Here is a 21,320-nt window from a genome sequence, read left to right on the forward strand (position 1 = left end):
TCTAAAGAGACATGAAAGCTAAGATCATCAAACACCGCATGGGGATAGCAATCGATTGGCAACAAGATTTTAAGGATGCTTTAGGCGCGGTTTCATTTAACGACCATTATTTGATTTTTCCTAAAGAGATCGGAGATGGCTGTTCTTTCTATCTCGAAGTATTACCCGGCCTAATGCTACTCATTGTGGATTTTACCTTCCGGGAACAATATATCCTTACTAAATATGCAAGTTCGGAAGACTATTGCATTGCTTATTATGATTTGAGTGAAGAGTTGAGTATCCATCACGTCAATGGAGAGCAACATCAGGTCGGATACCAAGCACAATTGGGAATGGGCATCGTTGATGGAAGCCTAGAGAGTACGTATATTGCTCCAATTGGACAGCGAATGTACTCCTTTAGGTTATTGATATCTAAAGAACTATTAAAACACTATTTAGCGGGTAAACTACCCCTTTCCAAAGCTGAAAAAGCTTTTGACACGCGAAAAAATACAATTTTCTTTTATACTCATATGGATAGTCGTACCAAAATTGCGCTATTGAACTTGCGAGATTGCTCTTTTGCAGATGCTACCTTTGTTTTTAAGGCGCAGGGTACAGCATTACAAGCATTTGGTTACCTCATAGAGAAAATGTCGGAAGAAGAACCTGAATTAGGTCGGCTCTCCGCAACGGAAGTACATATGATTATGGCGTCACAAAAGTACCTCCTTGATAGGCTACTCGAACCTTTTCCTGGAATCGATTATTTAGCAGATATGGCTGGAATGTCAGCCTCGAAGTATAAAAAGATCTTTAAAAAGATACTAAAAAACTCACCCAATAACTTCTTTATACAAGAGAAACTATTGCTAGCAAAGAAACTATTGGAAAGTGGGAAATATGAAAGTATAAATGCGGTGAGCTATGTCGTGGGATACTCGAAGCCAGGTCATTTTTCCGCAAATTATAAGAAGCAATTTGACAAACTCCCTAATTCAGACTTTGTCAAATGCTTTAGTGAAACTTAGCGTACATTACCGACACAAACGTATTTGATATCGATATAGCTATCCAACCCATACTTAGACCCTTCTCTTCCTTGTCCAGAATACTTAACACCTCCAAACGGGACCACTTCTGAAGAAACCAAGCCTTCATTAATACCCACGATGCCATACTCTAATTGTTCGCGTACACGCCAAGACCTATTTAAATCATTGGTGTAGAAATAGCTGGCCAATCCGTAAATTGTATCGTTCGCCATCTGGATGGCTTCTTCTTCGGTTTCAAACTTATACAGCGGCGCAATAGGGCCAAAGATTTCATTTTGTGCAAAATCCATGTCGGAGGTTGCATTTAGAAGCACTGTGGGTTCAAAAAATAAAGGCGCCTTAGCATGTCCACCAGTTGCTACTATACCACCTTTTGCAACGGCATCTGCCAACATATCCCCCATTCTTTTCACTGCATTCTGGTTTATTAAAGGACCGATAGAAACATCTTCAGCTAAACCATTTCCCATTTTCAGCGCATGTACTGCTTTAACAAAACGCTCTGCGAAAGCGTCATAAATACCTGCCTGAACCAGTATTCGGTTTACACAGACACAGGTCTGTCCCCCGAAGCGAAACTTACCCGCAATAGCGCCCTTTACAGCCAAATCGATATCCGCGTCATCAAATACAATAAATGGCGCATTGCCCCCCAGCTCCAAACTCATTTTCTTTAAGGTTGGGGCACATTGTGCCATCAATACTTGTCCCACACGAGTAGAACCTGTAAAAGATATCTTCGAAACTTTCTTGCTTTCACACAATTCTTTCCCAAGCTCAGAAGCATTGGAACCCACTACCGTATTAATTACACCTGGAGGAAAGCCCGCCTGATGTGCCAGATAATTTATCGCTAAAGCCGTTAAGGGCGTAGACTCACTTGGTCGAACAACCACGGTGCAGCCTACGGCTAAAGCGGGCGCGATCTTACGGGTAATCATGGCTAAAGGGAAATTCCAGGGCGTAATAGCCCCTACTACACCGACAGGCTCTTTTAGTGCCATAATACGTTTGTCAGCCGTAAAGCCGGGAATCACATCTCCATAGTTGCGTTTTGCTTCCTCGGCAAACCATTGGATGTATCCCGCTCCATAATCAATCTCCCCTCGACTTTCTCCCAATGGTTTCCCACTCTCGAGTGTCATAATAGTTGCTATAGCTTCCTTATTTTCCTGAATAAGACTGTACCAGGCCAATAATATTGCGCTACGCTCCTTCGCGGACTTGGCTTTCCAAGCGGGGAAAGCGCGGTGAGCTGCATCAATAGCCTTTGCAACGAAAGGACGCCCCTCATCATAGACCTTACCTATAACAGAAAGATCTACGGGATTTTTAACTTCTATACGCTCTTGCCCTTCATGTTGCCATTTGCCATCCACAAACGACTCTTCAAAAAGGAGGTCTTTATAATTATTCATTTTCACATTTATTATTAATCAAAGATAATCACTTGACGGATAGCATCACCATTTGCCAAGCGCTCGAACCCTTCATTTATTTCATCTAACTTCAATCGATGCGTAATTAGGAGGTCCACTGGAAGGTCTCCTTTTTTGTATAGTGCCAAGAAATTTGGTATATCAATACTGGGCACACAACTTCCGAGGTAACATCCCTTTAGTGTCTTTTCTTGGCCGACAAGAATTAATGGATTTAAGCTCAATCTTGCATCAGGATGTGGTAATGCTCCGGTTACAGTAACACCACCTTTCTTGGTCGCATGGAAGGCAAAGTCTAGGGCGGGCATCGCTCCTGCAAATTCAACTGATTTATCAACGCCAGAAGGCGTAATCACTTGTTTTACTTGATCCAATGCATGTTCTTGACTCGAATTAACCACATGTGTCGCACCATATTGTTTGGCGACATGTAGCTTGGCCTCACTTACATCAGCCGCAATAATTTGGGATGCTCCCGCCGCTTTGGCACCCAGAATCGCCGATAGCCCGACGCCTCCCAAGCCAACCACCAACACACTCTCTCCCATATGTACTTGAGCCGTATGTACAACAGCTCCAACTCCCGTCATAACGGCACAACCAAAAAGGGCTGCAATCTCAAACGGATACGCTTTATCTATCTTAACAAGTGAGTAGATGGATGCTACCGCATATTCTGCAAAACCAGAAACACCAAGATGATGATGGTATACATCACCGTTATGGTTTTTTATTTTACGCCCGCCATTAAGCAGTACGCCTTCATTATTTGCTTTTGCCCCTGGATTACATAGCGCCGCGCGTCCGGACATACAGTATTCGCAATGGCCGCAAGACGGTAAAAATGCAAAAACGACATGATCACCTTTATTGAATGTTGTGACGCCCTCGCCTAAGGCAACGACAATTCCGGCTGCTTCGTGCCCCAAAACCATAGGCATTGGACGCGGCCTGTTTCCGTCGATGACAGAAAGATCTGAATGGCAAAGCCCTGCGGCTTTAATCTGAACAATTACTTCGTCTTTTCCTGGCTTATCAAGCGTGACCTCCTCAATCGTTAATGGCTTAGAAACAGTATACGGACGTTCATGCCCGCCCGACTGCCGCAAAACAGCTGCTTTCGTTTTCATATGTCCGTTTATTAATCGTAAAAGAACTCCGGTGCTTTCTTAAAAGTGGACCATTTTGCGGGGTCATGGCCCGTCACTACCATGGCATCATACTTATCCGCAATTTGATGCAACTTCTTGACCGAGCGTACCGCATCTACAGTAGAAGCTAGAAAGCCTGGGAGTGCCTTTTCATCCCAATGGTCTGTGGTATATGCCGCATCAATGGCCAATAAAATACTGCCTGAATTTGGTAAGGTTATCAAGAAGCTACAATGCCCCGGAGAATGTCCCGGCGTGGGTATCATCCGGATTACACCATCACCATACACATCGTAAACATCGTTGTAGTCTAGCTCTAAAAACTGCCATTTCAGGTTTGGTCGATCAAAGTCTTTCCGGATATAACCACCGGCAGCAAACCAATCGGGGGTAAAGGCATATTCATATTCTTTGCGTTGCACAAGATGTGTTGCATTAGGAAAACGTCCAACGGCGCCTGTATGATCTAAGTGCAAATGAGATTGAAGAACTAGTTTGATATCGTTCACATCTAGCCCTAAAGCTTCAATGGTGTGTACACAGCCTTCTTCTTTAGTCATGACCGGCCAATACACCGACGTAATACCTTCCCAGTATCCCTTCGGATCTGTGGCACATTCAACAGCATTTCCGCCATCAATAATAATATGGCCTTTCGGATGTGTGATCAGGTACCAAGGAACAGGAATTTCATAAGGCTCCTGCGATGCATTCATTTTGATGTTATTCTCTTTACATTGCAGAACACCTGTCTGAAACATGTAAAGTCTAATCTCCTTTTGCATATTCATTTACTTTAAATTTATGGATTTATGCTGCCAAAGAGAATAACAATCGAGTCGTTGGATTGTTTAGCTAAACAACCTTATAATCATTAAAGGAACGCCATTAGTTCGTCCGCTTCAACGGTTTGCTTTTAACATACCGATCGACCCTTTGCATCAGGAATAACGAAACGAAAACAAACAAACCTACGACATAACCAACAATATCATAGTGCTGTAGTGGTGACATCGGTGTTTGTTGAAAAACAATAAGTCCTGCAATGGTTGCCGCAATCCCACCTGCAATCTGCTGGATGGAGGACTGGATACTCATAAAGGCGCCACGGTCCTGATTATCTGGAACAGCAGACATCAAAGCCATAGAAGGAACCATACGACACAAGATTCCAATGGTAATGCAGGTATTTAGCACCAGTACTATACCAAATGGAAGTCCGGCCATATTCGTATACAGGATACAAAAAACAACCAACCAAATACTACCTAATGAGAATAGTTTAAATTTATCTATTTTGTCACTCAAACGACCTACAAACGGCATAAGTAACAAGGAGACCAAACCTGATACCATGAATAAAATAGGTAATTGCTCACTCGTAACTTCTAAATTGTGTACGGCAAAAATAGTAGCATATGGCATCATCATAAAGCCACCTAAAGATAATAGTGACGTGGTTAAGAACGCGCGCTGATAGTTCGGGTTCTTAACGGTCTGCAGTAAATGGATTAACGCATTATGCTCCCGCTTGATATGCAAATGGTCTTGCACGGGCTTCAAAACAAAAATAATAGCGAGAAGAATTAAGATCGAAAAGCCTGCGATAAACAAAAAAGGTGCTTCCCAGCCCATATGATTAGCAATATACAAACCAATAGGTATACCCAATACTTGACTTGCTCCAAACCCCATCTGCACAAACCCCATCACGCGACCTCGCTTCTCTAAGGGAAAAATATCAGTAATAATCGCCATTGATATAGACCCCATTACACCTCCAAATAAACCGGTCACTATACGAGCAACAACAATTCCAGTATAGGAATCCACAATACCGCAACAGATAGTTCCGATGACAAATCCTACATAAAAGAAAATAAGGAGTTTCTTACGGTCAAACTTGTCGGCAAAACCGGCTGTCAATAGTCCAGAAATACCTGCACTATATGCGTATGCCGATACGACATTTCCAAAAGAAGAAGCTGTGATGTTCATGGATGAAACAAGCAAATCACCTAAGGGTGACATCACCATAAAATCCAATACCACCGTAAATTGCGTAAGGGCCAAGAGGAGAATAACAATCTTCTCGTACCCTGTAAATTTTGATGTCTGTATCACGTCTGCCATAGAAAAGTTAAATGGAAACGTCAAATGTAAGGAATGGATATTGAATTTGTGTTAATTTTTTTCTAATTAATTAACACAAATTCAAGGGGATATTAGCTACGGATACAATAGATATTTTTTGCGCATAATTTTGTATTTTTCAAGCCCGGGCTCCCAAGATTTACGTATTTGCGCTTCAGTAAGACCTTGTTTGATCTGTTCTTTAAATTCGGCAACACCTGCAAGGAAGTCAATATTACCTATCTGGTCGCTTAAGGTACGATCAAAGAATTTATCTTTGTCAGGATGATTTTTATATAATTCAATCATCCAAGTCAAGTTGATCTTTTTCTCCTTTACCAGCTTGTCTAGTGGATAATAGCGCAAGTCCATGCCGTAACATGTCTCTCCTTTGAACAACGGTCTTTCACTCTTGCCTGGTATACTCCTAGGCACGTACGAAAAGGTGTAAATACCTTTGAGCATCGGTCCACCAACCCGTGTAAATGGATAGTCGGTCCCACGACCATGGTTTAAAGCTACCCCTTCAAATAGACAGGTAGAAGGATATAATAGAATACTTTCTGGCGTATTCAGATTAGGCGACGGTGGAACCGGAAGTCTGTAGAACATATCATGCGTATAGTTTGCATTTTTTATGATTTGAAGTTTACAACGGTTTGCCCCTTTATACCAACGCTCTCCGTTAACCATTTGTGCAAATTCCCCCACCGTCAATCCATGAGTAATGGGTATCGGAAACTGACCAATACCGGAGCTGTATTTCATGTCCAAAATAGGACCATCAATAAAGTAACCGTTCGGGTTAGGACGATCCAGTATCAACATTTCTTTTCCATATTCAGCACAAGCCTCCATAACATCGCGTAGGGTATTTATATTCGTATAAAAACGACAACCAACATCTTGTATGTCAAAGATGAGGATATCCACATCAGCTAGGTCTTTCTGACTTGGTTTCCTTTTACTGCCATACAAAGAAATAATAGGGATTCCTGTCACCTTATCAACCTCATCCCCTACTTCAGTGCCGTTGCTGGCGTTCCCACGAAACCCATGCTCCGGGCCAAAGACTTTCACAATCTGTACGCCACGCTTCTGGAGGCTATCCACTAAATGGCTCTTACCGATAATCGCTGTTTGGTTGGCAACAATGGCGACACGTTTGTTTTTCAATAAGGGCAGGTACTTTTCTGTCTGTTCAGCACCCGTCTTAATATGATCATTCATATACTTGATTTGACCGTGGGTCAAACCATGCATAAAACAGCATATTAAAAGGACTAGCAAGTATTTATTCATAGATATTTACGTTTATTGGTGGTTTTATACTCAAACTTATGAAAAATCTTTCATAAAAATGCATAAAAAAGTATTTGATAACATTTTAGAAATGAGGTGTAAAAAAGATTATTTCCTGCTTTTTTATTAAAGTCAATAAATTTACACGATGTTTGTTTTTCTAATAAACCGCACCGTATGGATAATGACAAGTTTTCATTTAGTAAGCGTTTAAAAAGCTTTCGTTATGCCTGGAATGGTTTACGCATAATGCTTCGGGAAGAGCATAATAGTAGGATTCACTTTTCAATTGCCGTCTTGACCACTATTTTAGGGTTCTCCTTCGGTTTGAATCGCTATGAATGGATAGCTGTTATTTTCTGTATGGGGCTCGTTTTCATTTGCGAATTATTCAATAGTGCTTTGGAAGCCCTAGTCGACTTTGTTAGCGAAGAAAGACAACCTCTATTAAAAAAGGTTAAGGATCTTGCCGCGGCGGCTGTATTACTAAGTGCAATAACGGCTTTTATCGTTGGGCTACTTATCTTTATACCGAAGCTATCAACGTTTTTTTGATAAGTTTATGGTAGCTTTATTTAGCCCCTAATCTACAAACTTTGAAGTATGGTGTTATTAAAAAATAACCTGACCCAGATGCTTGGTGTAGACACACCAATTGTGCAGGCGCCTATGTTAGGTGTTACGACCCCTGCTATGGTTGCTGCTGCATCGGCGGCTGGAGCACTAGGGTCACTTGCCTTAGGAGACTTACCTGCCGTAGTATGTCGGGATTTGATTCGTCAAACCAAGACCTTAACGGAGAAACCCTTTGCGGTAAATTTCTTTGCGCATTCTATTCCCGGATTATCTAACGAACTACGAACAAGCTACAATAAAACCCGTTTATTTGTGCAAGATTTAGCACGAAAGCATGGTTTGGAAGTGTCTTTACCGGATATTGATACTATTTCTTTGACCAACTACCAGGATCAGATTGATATCATCCTCGAAGAGGGCTGTCCTATTGTTAGTTTTACTTTTGGCAACCTCGATCCCGCAACTGTTACGCGGTTGAAAGAGAGCGGTGTGTTCTTAATTGGCACCTGCACTTCGGTCGCTGAAGCAAAAGTATTGGAAGCTGCTGGTATAGATGCGATTTGTGTACAGGGTATTGAAGCGGGCGGTCACCGCGGAACGTTCCTGGAAGGACCACTCCCCCAGATCGGTGGTCTATCCTTGCTTGCGCAAGTTTATGATGCGGTGAACCTGCCACTCATCTATGCCGGTGGTTTATATAATGTACATACTATCCAAGCGGCATACGATCTCGGTGCGCAAGCATTTCAATTGGGCAGTATGTTCCTGGGGTCGGCAGAAAGTGCACTTCAGCCATTCGAAAAAGAACGTCTACGTAACGCTATAGAATCTGACAACTGCTTAACGAAGAGCTTCACAGGGCGCTATGCCCGTGGATTGAATACAACCTTTATGACACAGATGGAAGATAGTGGCTTTGTATTACCCTACCCCTACCAAAATAAGCTGACGGCACCGTTACGGCAGTTGGCACGAACGCAGGAGCGGACTGATTTTATAAGCCTATGGGCAGGACAATCCCTACAGCCTTATCGGGAAGACTCATGTACAACGATCATAAAGCACTTGATTAATCAGCTGCAATTGATATAGTCTTATTATTTATCAATAAATTGATTGGCTTATATGTTTTTTCTACCTTTGGCAATCATCCAATTATTGATATTAAATGAAGAGATTACTAATCGGTCTAGCGATACTAGGCGTCGTTACTATGGCCAAAGGCCAACAATCAAAAGTGTTTATTGAAGCTGGTGGATCTTTTGGCAAAACGAAATCAGCAACAGCGGCTTACTCGGTGGCTGATATGAACATGGATCAAGAATATTCTGCTGGGACACCAAAAATTAACGCACAGCTGGGCTTCGGGCTATCCGCTCACTCCTTTATTGGTTTGGCTTATGATTTCTCAAGGAGCAAAAGTTCGCAAGAATACAGCCTGTATATGAACAATCTTGTGTCTCTAAATCAAACGGAATTAAAATCAAAGACACAATCATTTGGAATTTTCTATAGGGCTTACGTAAAACCATTTGAAAAGTTAGGTTGGAACCTTTTCGCCGATTTAACGCCACGTTACCAACTAACAAAAAAAGAATATAAGTCATCCAATTTAACGAGGCCGCTAGATGATCTCTATACTCCTGGTAGTGGATATGTAAGCGCTTCTGAAACGAAATCCGAAACAGAGATAAAGGCATTGGATGTAGACTTGCGTGTAGGTGGTGCTTATCGGTTCTCTAACCATTTCCAAGTACAGCTCTCCTTACATAATATGGTGAATGTTAACCATACATTTGGAGACTATAAGAACACGAATTTTAACGTCTTCCAGTCGCCATTTAATAATGCATTTCTTTCAGCTGTTTATACTTTTTAATGATGTATTGGAATAGATTTTTAATCGTATTTGTTGCACTTTGTATCTACAGTAGTGTAAAGGCGCAAGAGAAGGGCCTTTTTGTATCCGCGCATTATTCCTATAATAAATCAGATGCCGGAAGTGTAGTAGCTGATGATAGACCTGTAGAAATAAGTAAAGGGCATGTAGTGACCCCACGTCTTGGTTACCGTTTAAACAAGGGGTGGGCAATCGGGGGAGTTTATAGCTTCAGCAACTTGCGGACAACAACTAGTTATGTAACAGTTTTCCCCCAAGGTCTCGTTTCTATAGAGACTGTTGAAAAAGAGAAGATGTATCGGTATGGTATTTTTGCTCAACGTTATTTATATGATAATGGAAAAACTAGTTTCTTTATGGAATTGGATGCTAGTAAAGGAAGTTTAAAGCGCAAAGATGGTGAATCATCAGAGACCTTCGCAGAAAAAAATGGAAAAGCGAATGTGTATGGTGGTGGTTTACACCTCGGGGGTAGATATAATTTCTATAAAGGTCTTGGTGTAGAGGGACGCTTGAATAATCTCGTCCAATATACACACACTACCGTGAAGAGTATTAATGGGAAAGCCCATACCTTTACAGCACTCCAGGATATTTTCAGTAATGCTTCGATCGGTCTTTCTTATAGATTCTAAAACGATCTTAGCGCAATGCTCATCGTAAGATAGGCTTGTAGAAATATCAATTACTGGCTGAAAACCTGCCTACCGCAGACATCGCGCAGCTAAATCTTGCGGCTGTTTGTTGACCGTAATCGCTGGCGCGAGCTTTCAGCTCGTGCCTTAACTATTTATTTAACTTTGGACACAGGCCACAGACTCGCGCCAGCGAGGAGCTTAGGGTTACAAACTACATATCACGACGCTACAATACAGATTTCACAATATTACCTAGGCGCTTGATGTCATTTTCAAGTTGATCGTTCCAGTCCAGCGCATAATTTAGTCGCATACAGTTATGGTAGCGATCTTGTAGCGTAAAAATTCGTCCAGGTGCAAAACTAATTTTCTGCTGTAATGCTCTATCATATAGTGCTGCAGTATCAATTTTTGCATCCAGTTCTAACCAAAGGACAAAACCACCTTGGGGTTGTGCTATCTTGGTGTTTTCCGGAAAATAGGCTTCGACAGATCGTTGATACTGCATACAGTTCGCATACAATCGATTACGGAAATTTCTCAAATAATGTTCATATCGCCCATTCTCCATAAAATCGGCAATAACTTCTTGATACAGAATTGGAGTGGATATCGTATGTAAAAGCTTCTGTCGGATTACTCGATCCTTAAATTTCCCGGGTGCCACCCAGCCTACACGATATCCCGGTGCCAATGTTTTGGAGACCGATCCACACCACATAACGATACCCGCTTCATCATACGCTTTACAAGGCGCTGGTCGACTCGGGCCAAAGAACAAATTGCCATAAAGGTCATCTTCTATTAATGGGATATTATAGTCTGTAAGCAAGCGCACCAACTCTATCTTGTGTTCTTCAGGCATCAGGCTACCTAAAGGGTTACTGAAATTGGCCGTAAAGCAGCATATATCAATCTTATGAAGTACCTTTTTCAATGCATCCAACTCGAGTCCAGTTATCGGATGGGACGGAATCTCGATAACCTGTAAGCCTAGAGATTTAGCCAGTTGAAGGGTTCCAAAATATGTGGGTGTCTCGACCGCGATCGTATCGCCAGGCTTCGTAACCGCCATTAAACAATTGGATAGCGCATTCATTGCACCAGAAGTGGTCACCAAGTCCTCTTCCGTCACATGTGCTCCAGCATGCATGCTCCACTTGGCCACGCTTCTTCGTAAATTGGGACTCCCTTGCACGGGCTCATAGGCTGTGCCTCCGTCGGGTAGCCGCGATATAACTTTTATTAAGCTTTTGTTGAGCTTCGCGATAGGCAACATATTATCGCCAGGAACACCGAGGGAAAACTGCGTAACATCTTGCTTGAGGGTATTAAACACCTTATCAATTAGGTCTTCGGCAGGACGTATATTCTTAGCTGCCGCAAGGTCTCCGATCGTTGGGAGCGCAAAACGACGCATGGACGTTTTGCTCACAAAGTAACCAGACCGAGGTCTTGACTCAATAAGGGATTTGCTTTCTAAAAGTAAAAAAGCTTGTTTAACGGTATTAATACTAACGTTATGCATCTTTTCTACCGTGCGAATGGACGGTAGCTTATCCCCTAATTGCAGCGTACCCGCCAAAATTTGCTCTTCAATCAAATTGGCAATATGGAGGTATAAAGGTTCTTTTTTGAGTAACATGTTATTTATGCGCGTTTCTTAAGCGTAACGAAATCCAATATAGTTACGATTTCTTATGATGCCAAATTCAACCAATAGATTAGCTGTTCTATCGCACTGGCTAGGTCTTCCGTTTGTTGGTTCTCTCGGCTGAAGGTATAGTGCAGATTGTCCTCTGCCTTGGCCTTTAATGCCATATAGTGTTTGTCGTCAAGAAAGTCTTCTTCAAGGTAGCACGACAAATCAATCGCTCCAAGATCGTTAATCTGCGCCCTTGCGAAACCAACGACTTTACGATCACTGGTAAGGACTGCTAAAGGAAGTCCGAATGCAGCTGTGAGCTTCGCGTTGGCGACCTCTGTCTCAGAGATATGCAATATTTGACGTTTGTAAAGATTTACTACAGCGCGTAGCTCAGAAAGGTAGACGTTCTGAACCTGAATTTTTGTCAAGGTATCGGGTTGGGTTTTCATTTTACTGTTTCGTTTGAGACGAATTTACAGCATCACAGGAAAGAGGTACAGATACAGAAAAATGATTTATTTGGGGTACAGATTTTTTTACAAAGAGATTGCCGCTCAATAAGCTTTTTGATGCTGAAGATGCTTTTCTTTCTACGTAGGGGCTACCCTTGCGGTCGCCCACGTAGGTACTATCAAACATCTGTTTACGTACGTTTCTTTTTTATTCTCAAAAATAGTGTCTTTTAGGATGTAGCACTTGTATATAGCTTATCATCCTTCCAATTCATCGGATTATCCCTAATGTAATTTACGATACGATCATAGTCACTTCCGTCACGAACGATATGTTCAAAATAATTTCGTTGCCAAATTTTATGCTGTTTTATTTGCTGCTGTTCTGCGAATTTGTTTCTCTCCAGTGTGTATTGCCTATATACTAGTGATTTAAAAGAACCTATTATTTGTGATAAACCTGGAGTACTTTCAACGGAAGGAGGAACTGTGCTGATATCTTTGTATTGATATTCGGGCTTTGAGATAACAATAATAGCATGAATGTGATTCGGCATGATTACAAATTCATCTAATGTTACGTGTGGAAATCGTTTGGATAACGATAACAAAATGGATTTAACCTTTTGTCCAAATTCGTTAAGCTGTACTGCATTACTTTGTATAAAACCGAAAAGACATCGTTTCCGGTCGGTACAGAGTGTAATGAAGTACATACCGGGTTGAGAGTAATCATATCCTTGTAAACGTATAGACCGTCGATTCAATTGGTTTTTCATCTTTTTTTCGTTTACAACAACTTACAAATATTAAGGAGGTGGTACAAGTTAACTAGAAAGCACTGGAAAACATACAAATCCAAAAAAGGGCGGGGACAAGCCCAGCCCCTACGTATGGCAACTAAATAAAATATCTCAAAACCATTGGATGGCAAAAATAAACAAGTCATAGAAAAGGCAGGGACACGCCCTGCCTTTCTGTCCTTATGATCGCCTCTTTTCGAAGCTTCTATAACTGGCTTCATTTTCGAAGTAAGCCACCTCCCCCTGATCACCGATTAAAACAATATAAGCCGTTGCTTTATCCACCTTTTCCAAGGTATAAGGATCGATCGCATAGCGAATTTTGGCATCTTTCGGGATCCGCTCCTTGCACATATTACAGCAACCGTAATACATCTTCCCTTCAAAAGGGACTTCGATTTGCTTCTTCCCCATATAGGCATCGTTTACCATACAAACAAGATTGTTCGGAACCACATCTCCCCTTTTGGGATTGTTGGAAAACAACATACCTTTCGGTGCCTGCTCCGTTGATGACGTTTCATTATTCTGTTCCGAACCGCACGCCATAAAGATTAATACGGATACAGCAATACAACATATTTTTACTAAATATCTCATAACATTACATTTTCATACCTGCCTTTGCCGGTGGAACCACTGTTCCCTCCTGCACTTCTTCTGATCCCATTTTAAGAATCGTATCTCCTTCATTTAATTCACCAAACACCTCAATTTGTTCGGGCATCACACGTCCTTTCCGTACCGGGATATTTTTTGTCTTTCCGTTCTCCACACGAATAACATATACCCCCATACCACTTTCGACGACCGCTGGTTTCGGAACAAAAAATGTTGCTTCGCTATGCTGCAACGGAATGCTACTCTCCGCGATCATAAAAGGTTTTAAGCGACCGCCTGTATTGCTAAAGTCCGCCTCGATCTTCTCAGATCGCAAATTCACATCCAAGCTACCCGATTTACGGCTCACTCGGGCCACATAACGTTCCTGCGGTTGTGAACGTACAAAGAAGCTGATCGTGTCGCCCACCTGTACATATGGCGTATTAGCTTCCGGAATCGATAAATTCAAGCGGAGCTTATCGTTATTCTCAATCACCAAAAGAGGCACTTTTCCCATCGGACCAACATAAGCACCTAGATCGACATTGCGCCCCGTAATAGTGCCGCTAAAAGGCGCCCGGATTACCAAGTAATCATCAATATTACGGATTTCCTCATAGGTAGAACGGGCGGCAAGCAGCTGTGCTTCATCTGCTAGTTTTTTAGCTATGATTTGGTCCATTGCATCTTTCGCAATTGCACCAGGCGTTTCATTGGCCTTCATCATCCGATCGTAGGTCGACTTCGTAGATAGGTAAACTGCTTCCTGGGCTTTAATCTTAGCTTTAGCGTGAGCGACCTGCGATTGTATTTCGGGAGCCTCCAAAACAATTAGAATTTGTCCCGCAGAAACGCGATCTCCAACATCCACGCGCAAACCTTTTACATAACTATTCACTTTAGCGAACAATTCTGTATACTGATCAGGCTTTAACTCTCCGGCCAGTTTTAACAAGACCTTTGGATTGCTCTTTTGAATCGCAACAGTTTCCATCGGGTTCATCATCATACCCGGCATAGCCTCTTTCTTTTCTACTGGCGCTTTTTTCTCTGTTTGGCAAGCTGTCAATAACATCGTTCCGACAGCAAGCATCGTTATAATAGATTTCATTATTTTATTTTGATAGTTGATTGTAGTGAATACTTTGTTCATCTTCCGGATCTAAAGACGGCGACTGTGTGGCTGCTTTACCTTGTATCCAAGCAAAGACAAGCGGCAAGAGGATCAGTACCGAAAAAGTAGATGCAAAAAGACCGCCTATAACGGCTCTCCCTAAAGGAGATACCTGATCGCCTCCCTCTCCAAAACCTATCGCCATAGGCAACATACCGGCCATCATTGCCAAGGTGGTCATAATGATCGGACGAATACGAACACCAGCCGCCGTGATAGCCGCCTGTAAAGCATTACCGCTTTGAAGACGGAGTGTCTCCGCATTACTGATTAAGAGCACAGCATTAGCAATCGACACGCCGACCGACATAATAATTCCCATGTACGACTGTAGATTTATGGTAGATCCTGTCAGCAACAACAACAACAAAGCCCCCATAACCACAAACGGTACGGTAGTCAATACGACCAGTGAAACGCGGAAGGATTGGAAATTAGCGGATAGAATCAGGAAAATAACAACGATAGCGATTAGGAGTCCGCTGGCTAAACCTGTCATTGTTTCATCTAATACCGGAGTCAACCCAGCCAACTGGATATTTACACCTTTTGGCAATTCGCCTAAAGAAGCAATTGCGGTTTCGATATCCTTTTGCGCACGCGCCAAATCTGCCTGATGCACATTGGCCGTCACCGTAGTGTACCCCATCGTTCCTAGATTATAACTCTCCCCGAGTGCTTTCTTCGGTGTGATTGTAGCAACATCGCCTAGCACCGGGCGTTCGGCATTCTTGGACAATGGAATATTGGCCAGCTCGTCTTTGCTGTTTAGTAAGTGTTGCGGCATCTGGACCTGCACATCATAGGCAATTCCCATCATACCACCGACCCACATATTTTTGCTCGTATAACGGGAGGAGGCTGTACTGGCCACTAAGGATTTTGCAATATCCTGCGCATCAAGTCCCAACTGAGCCGCACGCGTACGATCGATATTGATTTCTAATGCAGGATAATTCATAGACTGAGGAATTTGCTGGTCACGCAGGTAATCCAGCTCCTGTAGCTTAGCCAATAGCTTTTTTGCCGTCATCATATTCATCTTCTTCATCATCCCCGAAATCCGGATCTCGACCGGTGTATTCGCGCCTTGACTCAGAATCTTGTCTGTTAACTCAATGGGCTCAAAAGAAAGCCTCAATTCTGGCATCTTCTGCTTGAGATGCATACGAATCTTATCTTTCAGCTCATCCGTACTACCTTTGAAATCACGAAGCGCCACCTGCATCAAAGCTTCATGCGGTCCGGCATTGTATAAATAAATGGGACTAACCGCAAAAGTAGAAGGATGTTGACCAACGTAAACAGAGGATATAGCAATTTTTTCCTTACCGATTAAATGTTCCAATTCCTTGAGTACACCTTTTACCTTCTGCTCCGTTTTTTCAATACGCGTACCTTCAGGGGCTGTAATACGAACCTGAAACTGACTGGAGTTCACTGCCGGCAACACATCTTTACCTATATAGAGGTACAAGGCCGCCACAACAGCAACAATTGTCACCAAACTGATGGAAACAATCCATTTTTTACCCTTCATCAGTGTAGATAGAAAATCTAAAAACTTCACCTTAAAGCGATCAAATGCACCTACTTTATGTGTATCCACTTCCTGATGCTTGTTCTTCATCATCCAATTGGCCATAACCGGCACAAAGGTCTGCGACATCAGGAACGACACCAGCATCGAGAAGCCAATAGCTAAAGCTAACGGCTTGAATAAAGAGCCTGGAATACCAGACATCATCAGTGCAGGAGCAAATACAGCAAGAATACAGAGGAGAATTAACAATTTTGGGAAAGCAACCTCCTTACATGCGTCCCAGATCGCTTGAGCCTTGCTTTTCCGCATCGCAAAATGTTGGTGTATATTCTCGATGGTTACCGTACTCTCGTCGACCAAGATACCAATCGCCAATGCCAAGCCGGATAAACTCATAATATTGATCGTTTGTCCAAAAAGTTTCAAAAACAGAACACCAGATATAATGGAAACCGGAATTGTTAGAATTACAATAATGGCGGCCCGGGTATCTTTAAGAAACAGAAGAACCATTAACCCCGTCAACAAAGCACCCAGAACACCTTCGACAATTAAACTTTTAACAGCATTAATCACATAAACGGACTGGTCAAATTCATACGATATAGTCACATCATCCGGGAGGTTGCGTTGGATGTTGGGTATCGTCTTTTTTAGATTTTGAACCACATCATAGGTCGAAGCCTTACCCGACTTGGCAACATTGATATAAACCGATCTTTTGCCATCGATTAATGCATAGCCTGTAGTAATATCGGCTCCATCTTTAACGGTAGCCACGTCGCGGACGTACACATTCTCTACCTGGCCCTTGAAGAGCGGGATATCACCAAATTCTTCAACCGTTTTTAATGTGTTATTGGTTGGTGTCAGGTAGTTGGTGTCATCAATATAAATATTTCCTGCAGGTGAAGTAACGTTCTGCCGACTGATAGCTTCGACGATCTGCTCGGGCGACATATTATGTGCGCGTAACTTCGTAGGGTCTACATTAATTTCAATGGTACGCGGACTTCCTCCGAACGGTGGTGCGGTGGTTAACCCTGGAATAGCAATCAAGAAAGGACGTGCCGTGAAATTGGCTATATCCTGAAGCTGATTGTTGGTCTTCGTAGGACTTCTGAAAACCAGCTGTCCGACGGGTTGTGACGACGCGTCAAAGCGGATGATAAAGGGCGGCGGTGCACCGGGCGGCAAAAACACTTGCGAGCGGTTCGATAACGCCGATAGCTGCGCGATAGCCTGGCCCATCTCTGTCCCTTCATAAAAATTAACTTTCATCAAGGTGAGGCCTTGCGTATTCTTGGTTTCAATGCTCTTGATGCCATTTGTAAAAAGCATCATATTGACATACATCTTTGTAAAGTATCCCTCCATCTGTTCGGGGGTATAACCATTGAAAGAGTGCGCAATATAAACTACCGGAAGATTCATTTCTGGGAGGATGTCGACTTGGATATCCTTGGCTGAACGTATCCCGAAGAACAACAGCCCCAGCACCATAACCATAATAGATATGGGTTTGCGTAATGCAAAACGTATTAAATTCATATGTGAGTTGTTTGTTGTTAGTACTTATTGACTACTTTGCTGCCAACGGCTTTACTAAATAGGCTGATATCACCTTTTGCGGAAGCCAGCAACAATAAAGCTTGCCACACATTGTTCTGCGCTATTTCGTAATCAATTTCCGCCCTATTGAGACTGTAAAGTGCCTGTGTATAATCAACCAAGGTGGTCAAACCATTTTCATACAATGCCGTGTGCTGCTTGTAGGCTAAATTGGCTGCAGTAAGCTGAATTTTCGTTTCATCGAAATTTGCATACGCATTATGAAGTTGTGCATCCGCCATTTTTGCCTGATTATCGAGCTCCTTACGCCCCAGATCATACTGGTAACGCAACGATTGGCTTTTATGCTGCTGTTCCTTCACGCGGGACTTGAATCGATATAGATTAGTAATATTCCAGGTTAATGATACCCCTAAGAGGTAATTACTGCGATCAATCCCTACACCTTTCAGGTAGCTTCCGGAATAGGCACTATTATCCTGTACATAATTCCAATCGAATCCCGAACCACGCCCCTGCAAGACGCCAAAAGCAGAGACCGTTGGTCGCTTATGCGTGTTGAGAAGTTCTTCGGCTTGTATACTTTCATCGATCTGGCTTTGCTGCAAGGCTAACCACGGATGTAGGCTCACTCGGTCGGTCGTACGCTCCTCCTTATCAGATGGTACGCTCGTACTATACAAGCTATCCAGCTGATAGGCTTGAAAATCATCATTCAAGAGCACGGCTAATGATTTGCTATAGTCGAATACTTTATCTTGCGACTTAATCCATAAGGATTTGGCACTCGACACTTCAGCTTTTGCAAGCGAGGCATCCACTTCTGGAATTAGTCCACTTTTAGCACGCGCATCAGTCATTGCGTAGAAAACACTGGCTCTATCGTGGTTGCGCTCTTGAACATAAACAATACGTTGACTTGCTAATAGATTTAAGTAAGCGGCGCTAATACGGACTTCGTGCTGAAAAATCTCTTGTTCCAAATCAGCTTGTGCCCGTTCTTCTTGCGCTGCACCCAACCTTACCTGATTTTTTAATCTTCCAAAGGTGTATATATTCCAGTTGATATTGGCGAAATACAAAGACCCAAATGCCGCGTTCCAGTTTTGTTCGGCTAGCGGCATCGAAGTGGAAGCCGCCGCCAGTCCTCCCTGACCATACATCGGCCCATTAACCATATTCACGGTCCCAAGGCTTTGCTGTGCCCCCAGCGTAACATCGGGTAAGTATTGTTGTTTTTGAAATTGGGTATTCTCCCCTGCGGCATAAAGAATGGATTTCTTTGCCTTCAGTTTATCGTAGTTTACTATACCACGTTGTAATGCTTCCTCTAGGTGTAAAGTCTGACCATGGCTGTTAAAGCCCAATAGCCACACAAAACCCATGGAAGCAACTATTTTTGCTTTCATGATCGTACTAAAATTTAAAGTTTAACTTGTTTTTTCAACATGCCTCAATAGCATGCTGCGCACCTGGTGTGCATAAAGTCAACTGTTAAATTCTGTAACTGCAATGAATAATATAGAGGGGATTGCCCCGAAGTGGGACTTTTGAGGTTAAATAAGATTGGTCGTTATTGCTCGATACATCAAGTGATTGCGCATCAAACAAAGCTTCCAGCATATTCGTGGGAATAGCATTCCCCCAAAACTTGACAGGTTGGTCGGTTTGTGACTGGCCATTCAGCGTGTCGTCGACTTTGACAACTTCGGTCTCGTGTTTACAACAGTCCTTCTTTTTCTCTTTAAGACCCTTGTGTTTGCTGGTGCATATTGGACAAGGATCATTCGTATTTTTAAATGTTAGATCGGTGAAGCTGATCTGTTTTGCCGCCGTTCCCTTACACAAATGAATATATTGGGTAAAGCCGGTAGACAGTACCAAATATACGAGTGAAAGAATGGCGACAAATAGCTTTTTCATATACTAAAGTGCAAAACTAAACCTTCTATGGAAGGTGTACTTATATAATTTCGGCTATTTGTTATATTATTTCTGGATGACAGACCGGAGTCTTCCTTTGTGTAGAAGTTCTTATCTTTGATAAGACGAATAGTATTGTAGAATATGAAAAAGATTGTAGTCTTGTTAACACTTGTCGTTTGTACCTTGGTATTAATACAGTCGAATGTTGCATCGCGCTCAAGTAATGATGAAGGCGTGGGGCAGCAAAATGTCACCGATGCAACTGGTACAGTCAAAGAAATTTACTTCGCAGGCGGTTGTTTTTGGGGAACAGAGCACCTGTTTCAGCAGGTTCGGGGTGTTACCGCTACGGCCGTAGGCTATGCGAACGGAAAGTCCCGGAATCCGGATTACAAAACGGTTTCGCGCGGAAACAGTGGGTTTGCGGAGACAGTAAAGGTGGTCTATGATCCTTCTATAGTAAGTCTCGCTTTACTGATTGATTTATATTTTGAAAGTGTAGATCCTTCGTCCTTAAATAAACAAGGAAATGATATTGGTTCTCAATACAGAACGGGTATATACTATACGGATAAAGCGGATGCGGTGTTGATACAAGAAAAGATAAAAGCTTTGGCCGCCACCATTGACAAACCGGTTGTTATCGAACAAAAAGCGTTAGAGAATTTCTATACGGCAGAGGACTATCACCAGGATTATCTGAATAAAAATCCCGGTGGTTACTGTCACATTTCGCCTGGTTTATTTAAGAAGGCGCGAGAGGTGAATTCTAAAAAACCTTAGCCCCCACCCTTGCCTTAACAAAACTTTATATCGATTAATGGATAATTATAGATATTTTATTCTGTTTTTAATCCATTTTACTTATATTGTGTCATATAACTGGATTGCAATACTTAATTTCTGAAAGGAGGCTTATAGTTGGGTGAGGATGTAAAATCAGTATTCGATACGAATATAATGCTAGTGAAGAAGCGCTTGTCAACTTTGCTATCTTCTCCTTCTATATTATCGGTGGTCGGTGTATACCGTTGCTTTCGATGTAGGGCCAATCAGGAGATATTGCAATTTCGAGATGGGCGAACAACGTTTTTTTTATTACCTAGTGATATTATCCTATTTCAATCGTGGGGAGATTATGTGCGGATTATTACGGTTCAGGATATACTAACGATTAAAACAACCCTTAAAGAATTAGAGTGTTTCCTCCCGCAACAAGCATTTATACGGATTCACCGTTCATGTATTATTCAGATGGATCAAGTAAGATCCATCGATGCTCAACACGTGAAATTGAAAAACGGAGAGCAACTCGCTATAGGAAAAAACTATAAAAACAGGCTTTTTGATAGATTAGGCATACAGTCGAGCCTAAACTCTTAAACGCCAACACTTTGCCACCAGCCTCCTTAATCCTTAC

At 42.3% G+C, this 21,320-nt stretch carries 20 protein-coding genes; 7 read left to right on the top strand and 13 right to left on the bottom strand.

Annotated features, from left to right (window positions below; all coding sequences use genetic code 11):
- Nucleotides 1–11: 11 nt before the first annotated feature.
- Nucleotides 12–1,016, top strand: a complete 1,005-nt coding sequence (locus B9Y69_RS04440; RefSeq protein WP_085471764.1) for a helix-turn-helix domain-containing protein — start codon at nucleotides 12–14, stop codon at nucleotides 1,014–1,016.
- Here the strand turns inward: B9Y69_RS04440 and B9Y69_RS04445 are convergent.
- The 5 genes from B9Y69_RS04445 to B9Y69_RS04465 form a co-directional block, all read right to left on the bottom strand.
- Nucleotides 1,013–2,458 carry an NAD-dependent succinate-semialdehyde dehydrogenase gene (locus B9Y69_RS04445; RefSeq protein WP_085471765.1) on the bottom strand — a complete coding sequence of 482 codons (1,446 nt, stop codon included), beginning with the start codon at nucleotides 2,456–2,458 and terminating at the stop codon, nucleotides 1,013–1,015. The genes B9Y69_RS04440 and B9Y69_RS04445 overlap by 4 nt on opposite strands.
- Before the next feature lie 14 nt (nucleotides 2,459–2,472).
- Complete coding sequence (locus B9Y69_RS04450; RefSeq protein WP_085471766.1) at nucleotides 2,473–3,609, bottom strand: zinc-dependent alcohol dehydrogenase family protein; 1,137 nt, start codon at nucleotides 3,607–3,609, stop codon at nucleotides 2,473–2,475.
- Nucleotides 3,610–3,620: 11 nt separating this feature from the next.
- Nucleotides 3,621–4,415, bottom strand: a complete 795-nt coding sequence (gene attM / locus B9Y69_RS04455) for an AttM family quorum-quenching N-acyl homoserine lactonase (protein ID WP_200811746.1) — start codon at nucleotides 4,413–4,415, stop codon at nucleotides 3,621–3,623.
- A gap of 103 nt (nucleotides 4,416–4,518) precedes the next feature.
- Entirely contained in the window at nucleotides 4,519–5,763 is a 1,245-nt protein-coding gene (locus B9Y69_RS04460) for an MFS transporter (protein ID WP_085471767.1), read from the bottom strand.
- 96 nt (nucleotides 5,764–5,859) lie between these two features.
- Nucleotides 5,860–7,026, bottom strand: a complete 1,167-nt coding sequence (locus tag B9Y69_RS04465) for an exo-beta-N-acetylmuramidase NamZ family protein (protein WP_394346512.1) — start codon at nucleotides 7,024–7,026, stop codon at nucleotides 5,860–5,862.
- A gap of 216 nt (nucleotides 7,027–7,242) precedes the next feature.
- On the opposite strand from B9Y69_RS04465, the gene B9Y69_RS04470 reads away from it, so the two are divergent.
- The 4 genes from B9Y69_RS04470 (at nucleotide 7,243) to B9Y69_RS04485 (ending at nucleotide 10,176) form a co-directional block, all read left to right on the top strand.
- Entirely contained in the window at nucleotides 7,243–7,620 is a 378-nt protein-coding gene (locus tag B9Y69_RS04470; RefSeq protein WP_085471769.1) for a diacylglycerol kinase family protein, read from the top strand.
- Nucleotides 7,621–7,668: 48 nt separating this feature from the next.
- Nucleotides 7,669–8,733, top strand: coding sequence for an NAD(P)H-dependent flavin oxidoreductase (locus B9Y69_RS04475; protein ID WP_085471770.1), 1,065 nt, complete (start codon nucleotides 7,669–7,671; stop codon nucleotides 8,731–8,733).
- 76 nt (nucleotides 8,734–8,809) lie between these two features.
- Nucleotides 8,810–9,520 (top strand): outer membrane beta-barrel protein, encoded by a 711-nt coding sequence (locus tag B9Y69_RS04480; protein ID WP_085471771.1) that lies wholly within the window; start codon nucleotides 8,810–8,812, stop codon nucleotides 9,518–9,520.
- On the top strand, nucleotides 9,520–10,176 hold the full coding sequence (locus B9Y69_RS04485; protein ID WP_134432694.1) for an outer membrane beta-barrel protein: 657 nt from the start codon (nucleotides 9,520–9,522) through the stop codon (nucleotides 10,174–10,176). Before B9Y69_RS04480 ends, B9Y69_RS04485 begins: the two co-directional genes overlap by 1 nt.
- Nucleotides 10,177–10,405: 229 nt before the next feature.
- On the opposite strand, the gene B9Y69_RS04490 is transcribed toward B9Y69_RS04485, so the two are convergent.
- The 8 genes from B9Y69_RS04490 to B9Y69_RS04525 form a co-directional block, all read right to left on the bottom strand.
- Nucleotides 10,406–11,824, bottom strand: coding sequence for an aminotransferase-like domain-containing protein (locus B9Y69_RS04490; RefSeq protein WP_085471773.1), 1,419 nt, complete (start codon nucleotides 11,822–11,824; stop codon nucleotides 10,406–10,408).
- 53 nt (nucleotides 11,825–11,877) lie between these two features.
- A complete protein-coding gene (locus B9Y69_RS04495) occupies nucleotides 11,878–12,276 on the bottom strand; it encodes a hypothetical protein (RefSeq protein ID WP_085471774.1) in 399 nt (132 codons plus the stop codon).
- Between the two features lie 233 nt (nucleotides 12,277–12,509).
- Complete coding sequence (locus tag B9Y69_RS04500; protein ID WP_085471775.1) at nucleotides 12,510–13,058, bottom strand: transposase; 549 nt, start codon at nucleotides 13,056–13,058, stop codon at nucleotides 12,510–12,512.
- A gap of 204 nt (nucleotides 13,059–13,262) precedes the next feature.
- Nucleotides 13,263–13,682, bottom strand: coding sequence for a hypothetical protein (locus B9Y69_RS04505; RefSeq protein WP_085471776.1), 420 nt, complete (start codon nucleotides 13,680–13,682; stop codon nucleotides 13,263–13,265).
- A 4-nt stretch (nucleotides 13,683–13,686) separates the two neighbouring features.
- The gene (locus B9Y69_RS04510; RefSeq protein ID WP_085472004.1) at nucleotides 13,687–14,796 is read right to left on the bottom strand and encodes an efflux RND transporter periplasmic adaptor subunit; all 1,110 of its coding nucleotides are present in this window, start codon (nucleotides 14,794–14,796) and stop codon (nucleotides 13,687–13,689) included.
- Nucleotides 14,797–14,800: 4 nt separating this feature from the next.
- Nucleotides 14,801–17,953, bottom strand: coding sequence for an efflux RND transporter permease subunit (locus B9Y69_RS04515; protein WP_085471777.1), 3,153 nt, complete (start codon nucleotides 17,951–17,953; stop codon nucleotides 14,801–14,803).
- Between the two features lie 17 nt (nucleotides 17,954–17,970).
- Nucleotides 17,971–19,383: a TolC family protein gene (locus B9Y69_RS04520; RefSeq protein WP_085471778.1), complete on the bottom strand. Its 1,413-nt coding sequence runs from the start codon at nucleotides 19,381–19,383 to the stop codon at nucleotides 17,971–17,973.
- A gap of 85 nt (nucleotides 19,384–19,468) precedes the next feature.
- Complete coding sequence (locus B9Y69_RS04525) at nucleotides 19,469–19,897, bottom strand: HYC_CC_PP family protein (protein ID WP_085471779.1); 429 nt, start codon at nucleotides 19,895–19,897, stop codon at nucleotides 19,469–19,471.
- 144 nt (nucleotides 19,898–20,041) lie between these two features.
- On the opposite strand from B9Y69_RS04525, the gene msrA reads away from it, so the two are divergent.
- Both msrA and B9Y69_RS19405 read left to right on the top strand, forming a co-directional pair.
- The gene (gene msrA / locus B9Y69_RS04530) at nucleotides 20,042–20,683 is read left to right on the top strand and encodes a peptide-methionine (S)-S-oxide reductase MsrA (protein ID WP_085471780.1); all 642 of its coding nucleotides are present in this window, start codon (nucleotides 20,042–20,044) and stop codon (nucleotides 20,681–20,683) included.
- A gap of 177 nt (nucleotides 20,684–20,860) precedes the next feature.
- Nucleotides 20,861–21,283: a LytR/AlgR family response regulator transcription factor gene (locus tag B9Y69_RS19405; RefSeq protein WP_134432690.1), complete on the top strand. Its 423-nt coding sequence runs from the start codon at nucleotides 20,861–20,863 to the stop codon at nucleotides 21,281–21,283.
- The last annotated feature ends 37 nt before the right edge of the window (nucleotides 21,284–21,320 follow it).

The organism is Sphingobacterium psychroaquaticum (assembly GCF_900177625.1).
Lineage (GTDB): Bacteria > Bacteroidota > Bacteroidia > Sphingobacteriales > Sphingobacteriaceae > Sphingobacterium > Sphingobacterium psychroaquaticum.

Excerpts from the sequence above, each read along its gene's own strand:
- B9Y69_RS04490 (WP_085471773.1), bottom strand. The coding sequence starts at position 11,824 with ATGTTACTCAAAAAAGAACCTTTATACCTCCATATTGCCAATTTGATT.
- B9Y69_RS04520 (WP_085471778.1), bottom strand. The coding sequence starts at position 19,383 with ATGAAAGCAAAAATAGTTGCTTCCATGGGTTTTGTGTGGCTATTGGGC.
- B9Y69_RS04510 (WP_085472004.1), bottom strand. The coding sequence starts at position 14,796 with ATGAAATCTATTATAACGATGCTTGCTGTCGGAACGATGTTATTGACA.
- B9Y69_RS04475 (WP_085471770.1), top strand. The coding sequence starts at position 7,669 with ATGGTGTTATTAAAAAATAACCTGACCCAGATGCTTGGTGTAGACACA.
- B9Y69_RS04450 (WP_085471766.1), bottom strand. The coding sequence starts at position 3,609 with ATGAAAACGAAAGCAGCTGTTTTGCGGCAGTCGGGCGGGCATGAACGT.
- B9Y69_RS04485 (WP_134432694.1), top strand. The coding sequence starts at position 9,520 with ATGATGTATTGGAATAGATTTTTAATCGTATTTGTTGCACTTTGTATC.
- B9Y69_RS04505 (WP_085471776.1), bottom strand. The coding sequence starts at position 13,682 with ATGAGATATTTAGTAAAAATATGTTGTATTGCTGTATCCGTATTAATC.
- B9Y69_RS04500 (WP_085471775.1), bottom strand. The coding sequence starts at position 13,058 with ATGAAAAACCAATTGAATCGACGGTCTATACGTTTACAAGGATATGAT.
- B9Y69_RS04495 (WP_085471774.1), bottom strand. The coding sequence starts at position 12,276 with ATGAAAACCCAACCCGATACCTTGACAAAAATTCAGGTTCAGAACGTC.
- attM (WP_200811746.1), bottom strand. The coding sequence starts at position 4,415 with ATGCAAAAGGAGATTAGACTTTACATGTTTCAGACAGGTGTTCTGCAA.
- B9Y69_RS04465 (WP_394346512.1), bottom strand. The coding sequence starts at position 7,026 with ATGCATGGTTTGACCCACGGTCAAATCAAGTATATGAATGATCATATT.
- B9Y69_RS04460 (WP_085471767.1), bottom strand. The coding sequence starts at position 5,763 with ATGGCAGACGTGATACAGACATCAAAATTTACAGGGTACGAGAAGATT.
- B9Y69_RS04480 (WP_085471771.1), top strand. The coding sequence starts at position 8,810 with ATGAAGAGATTACTAATCGGTCTAGCGATACTAGGCGTCGTTACTATG.
- B9Y69_RS04515 (WP_085471777.1), bottom strand. The coding sequence starts at position 17,953 with ATGAATTTAATACGTTTTGCATTACGCAAACCCATATCTATTATGGTT.
- B9Y69_RS04445 (WP_085471765.1), bottom strand. The coding sequence starts at position 2,458 with ATGAATAATTATAAAGACCTCCTTTTTGAAGAGTCGTTTGTGGATGGC.
- B9Y69_RS04470 (WP_085471769.1), top strand. The coding sequence starts at position 7,243 with ATGGATAATGACAAGTTTTCATTTAGTAAGCGTTTAAAAAGCTTTCGT.
- B9Y69_RS04525 (WP_085471779.1), bottom strand. The coding sequence starts at position 19,897 with ATGAAAAAGCTATTTGTCGCCATTCTTTCACTCGTATATTTGGTACTG.
- msrA (WP_085471780.1), top strand. The coding sequence starts at position 20,042 with ATGAAAAAGATTGTAGTCTTGTTAACACTTGTCGTTTGTACCTTGGTA.
- B9Y69_RS04440 (WP_085471764.1), top strand. The coding sequence starts at position 12 with ATGAAAGCTAAGATCATCAAACACCGCATGGGGATAGCAATCGATTGG.
- B9Y69_RS19405 (WP_134432690.1), top strand. The coding sequence starts at position 20,861 with ATGCTAGTGAAGAAGCGCTTGTCAACTTTGCTATCTTCTCCTTCTATA.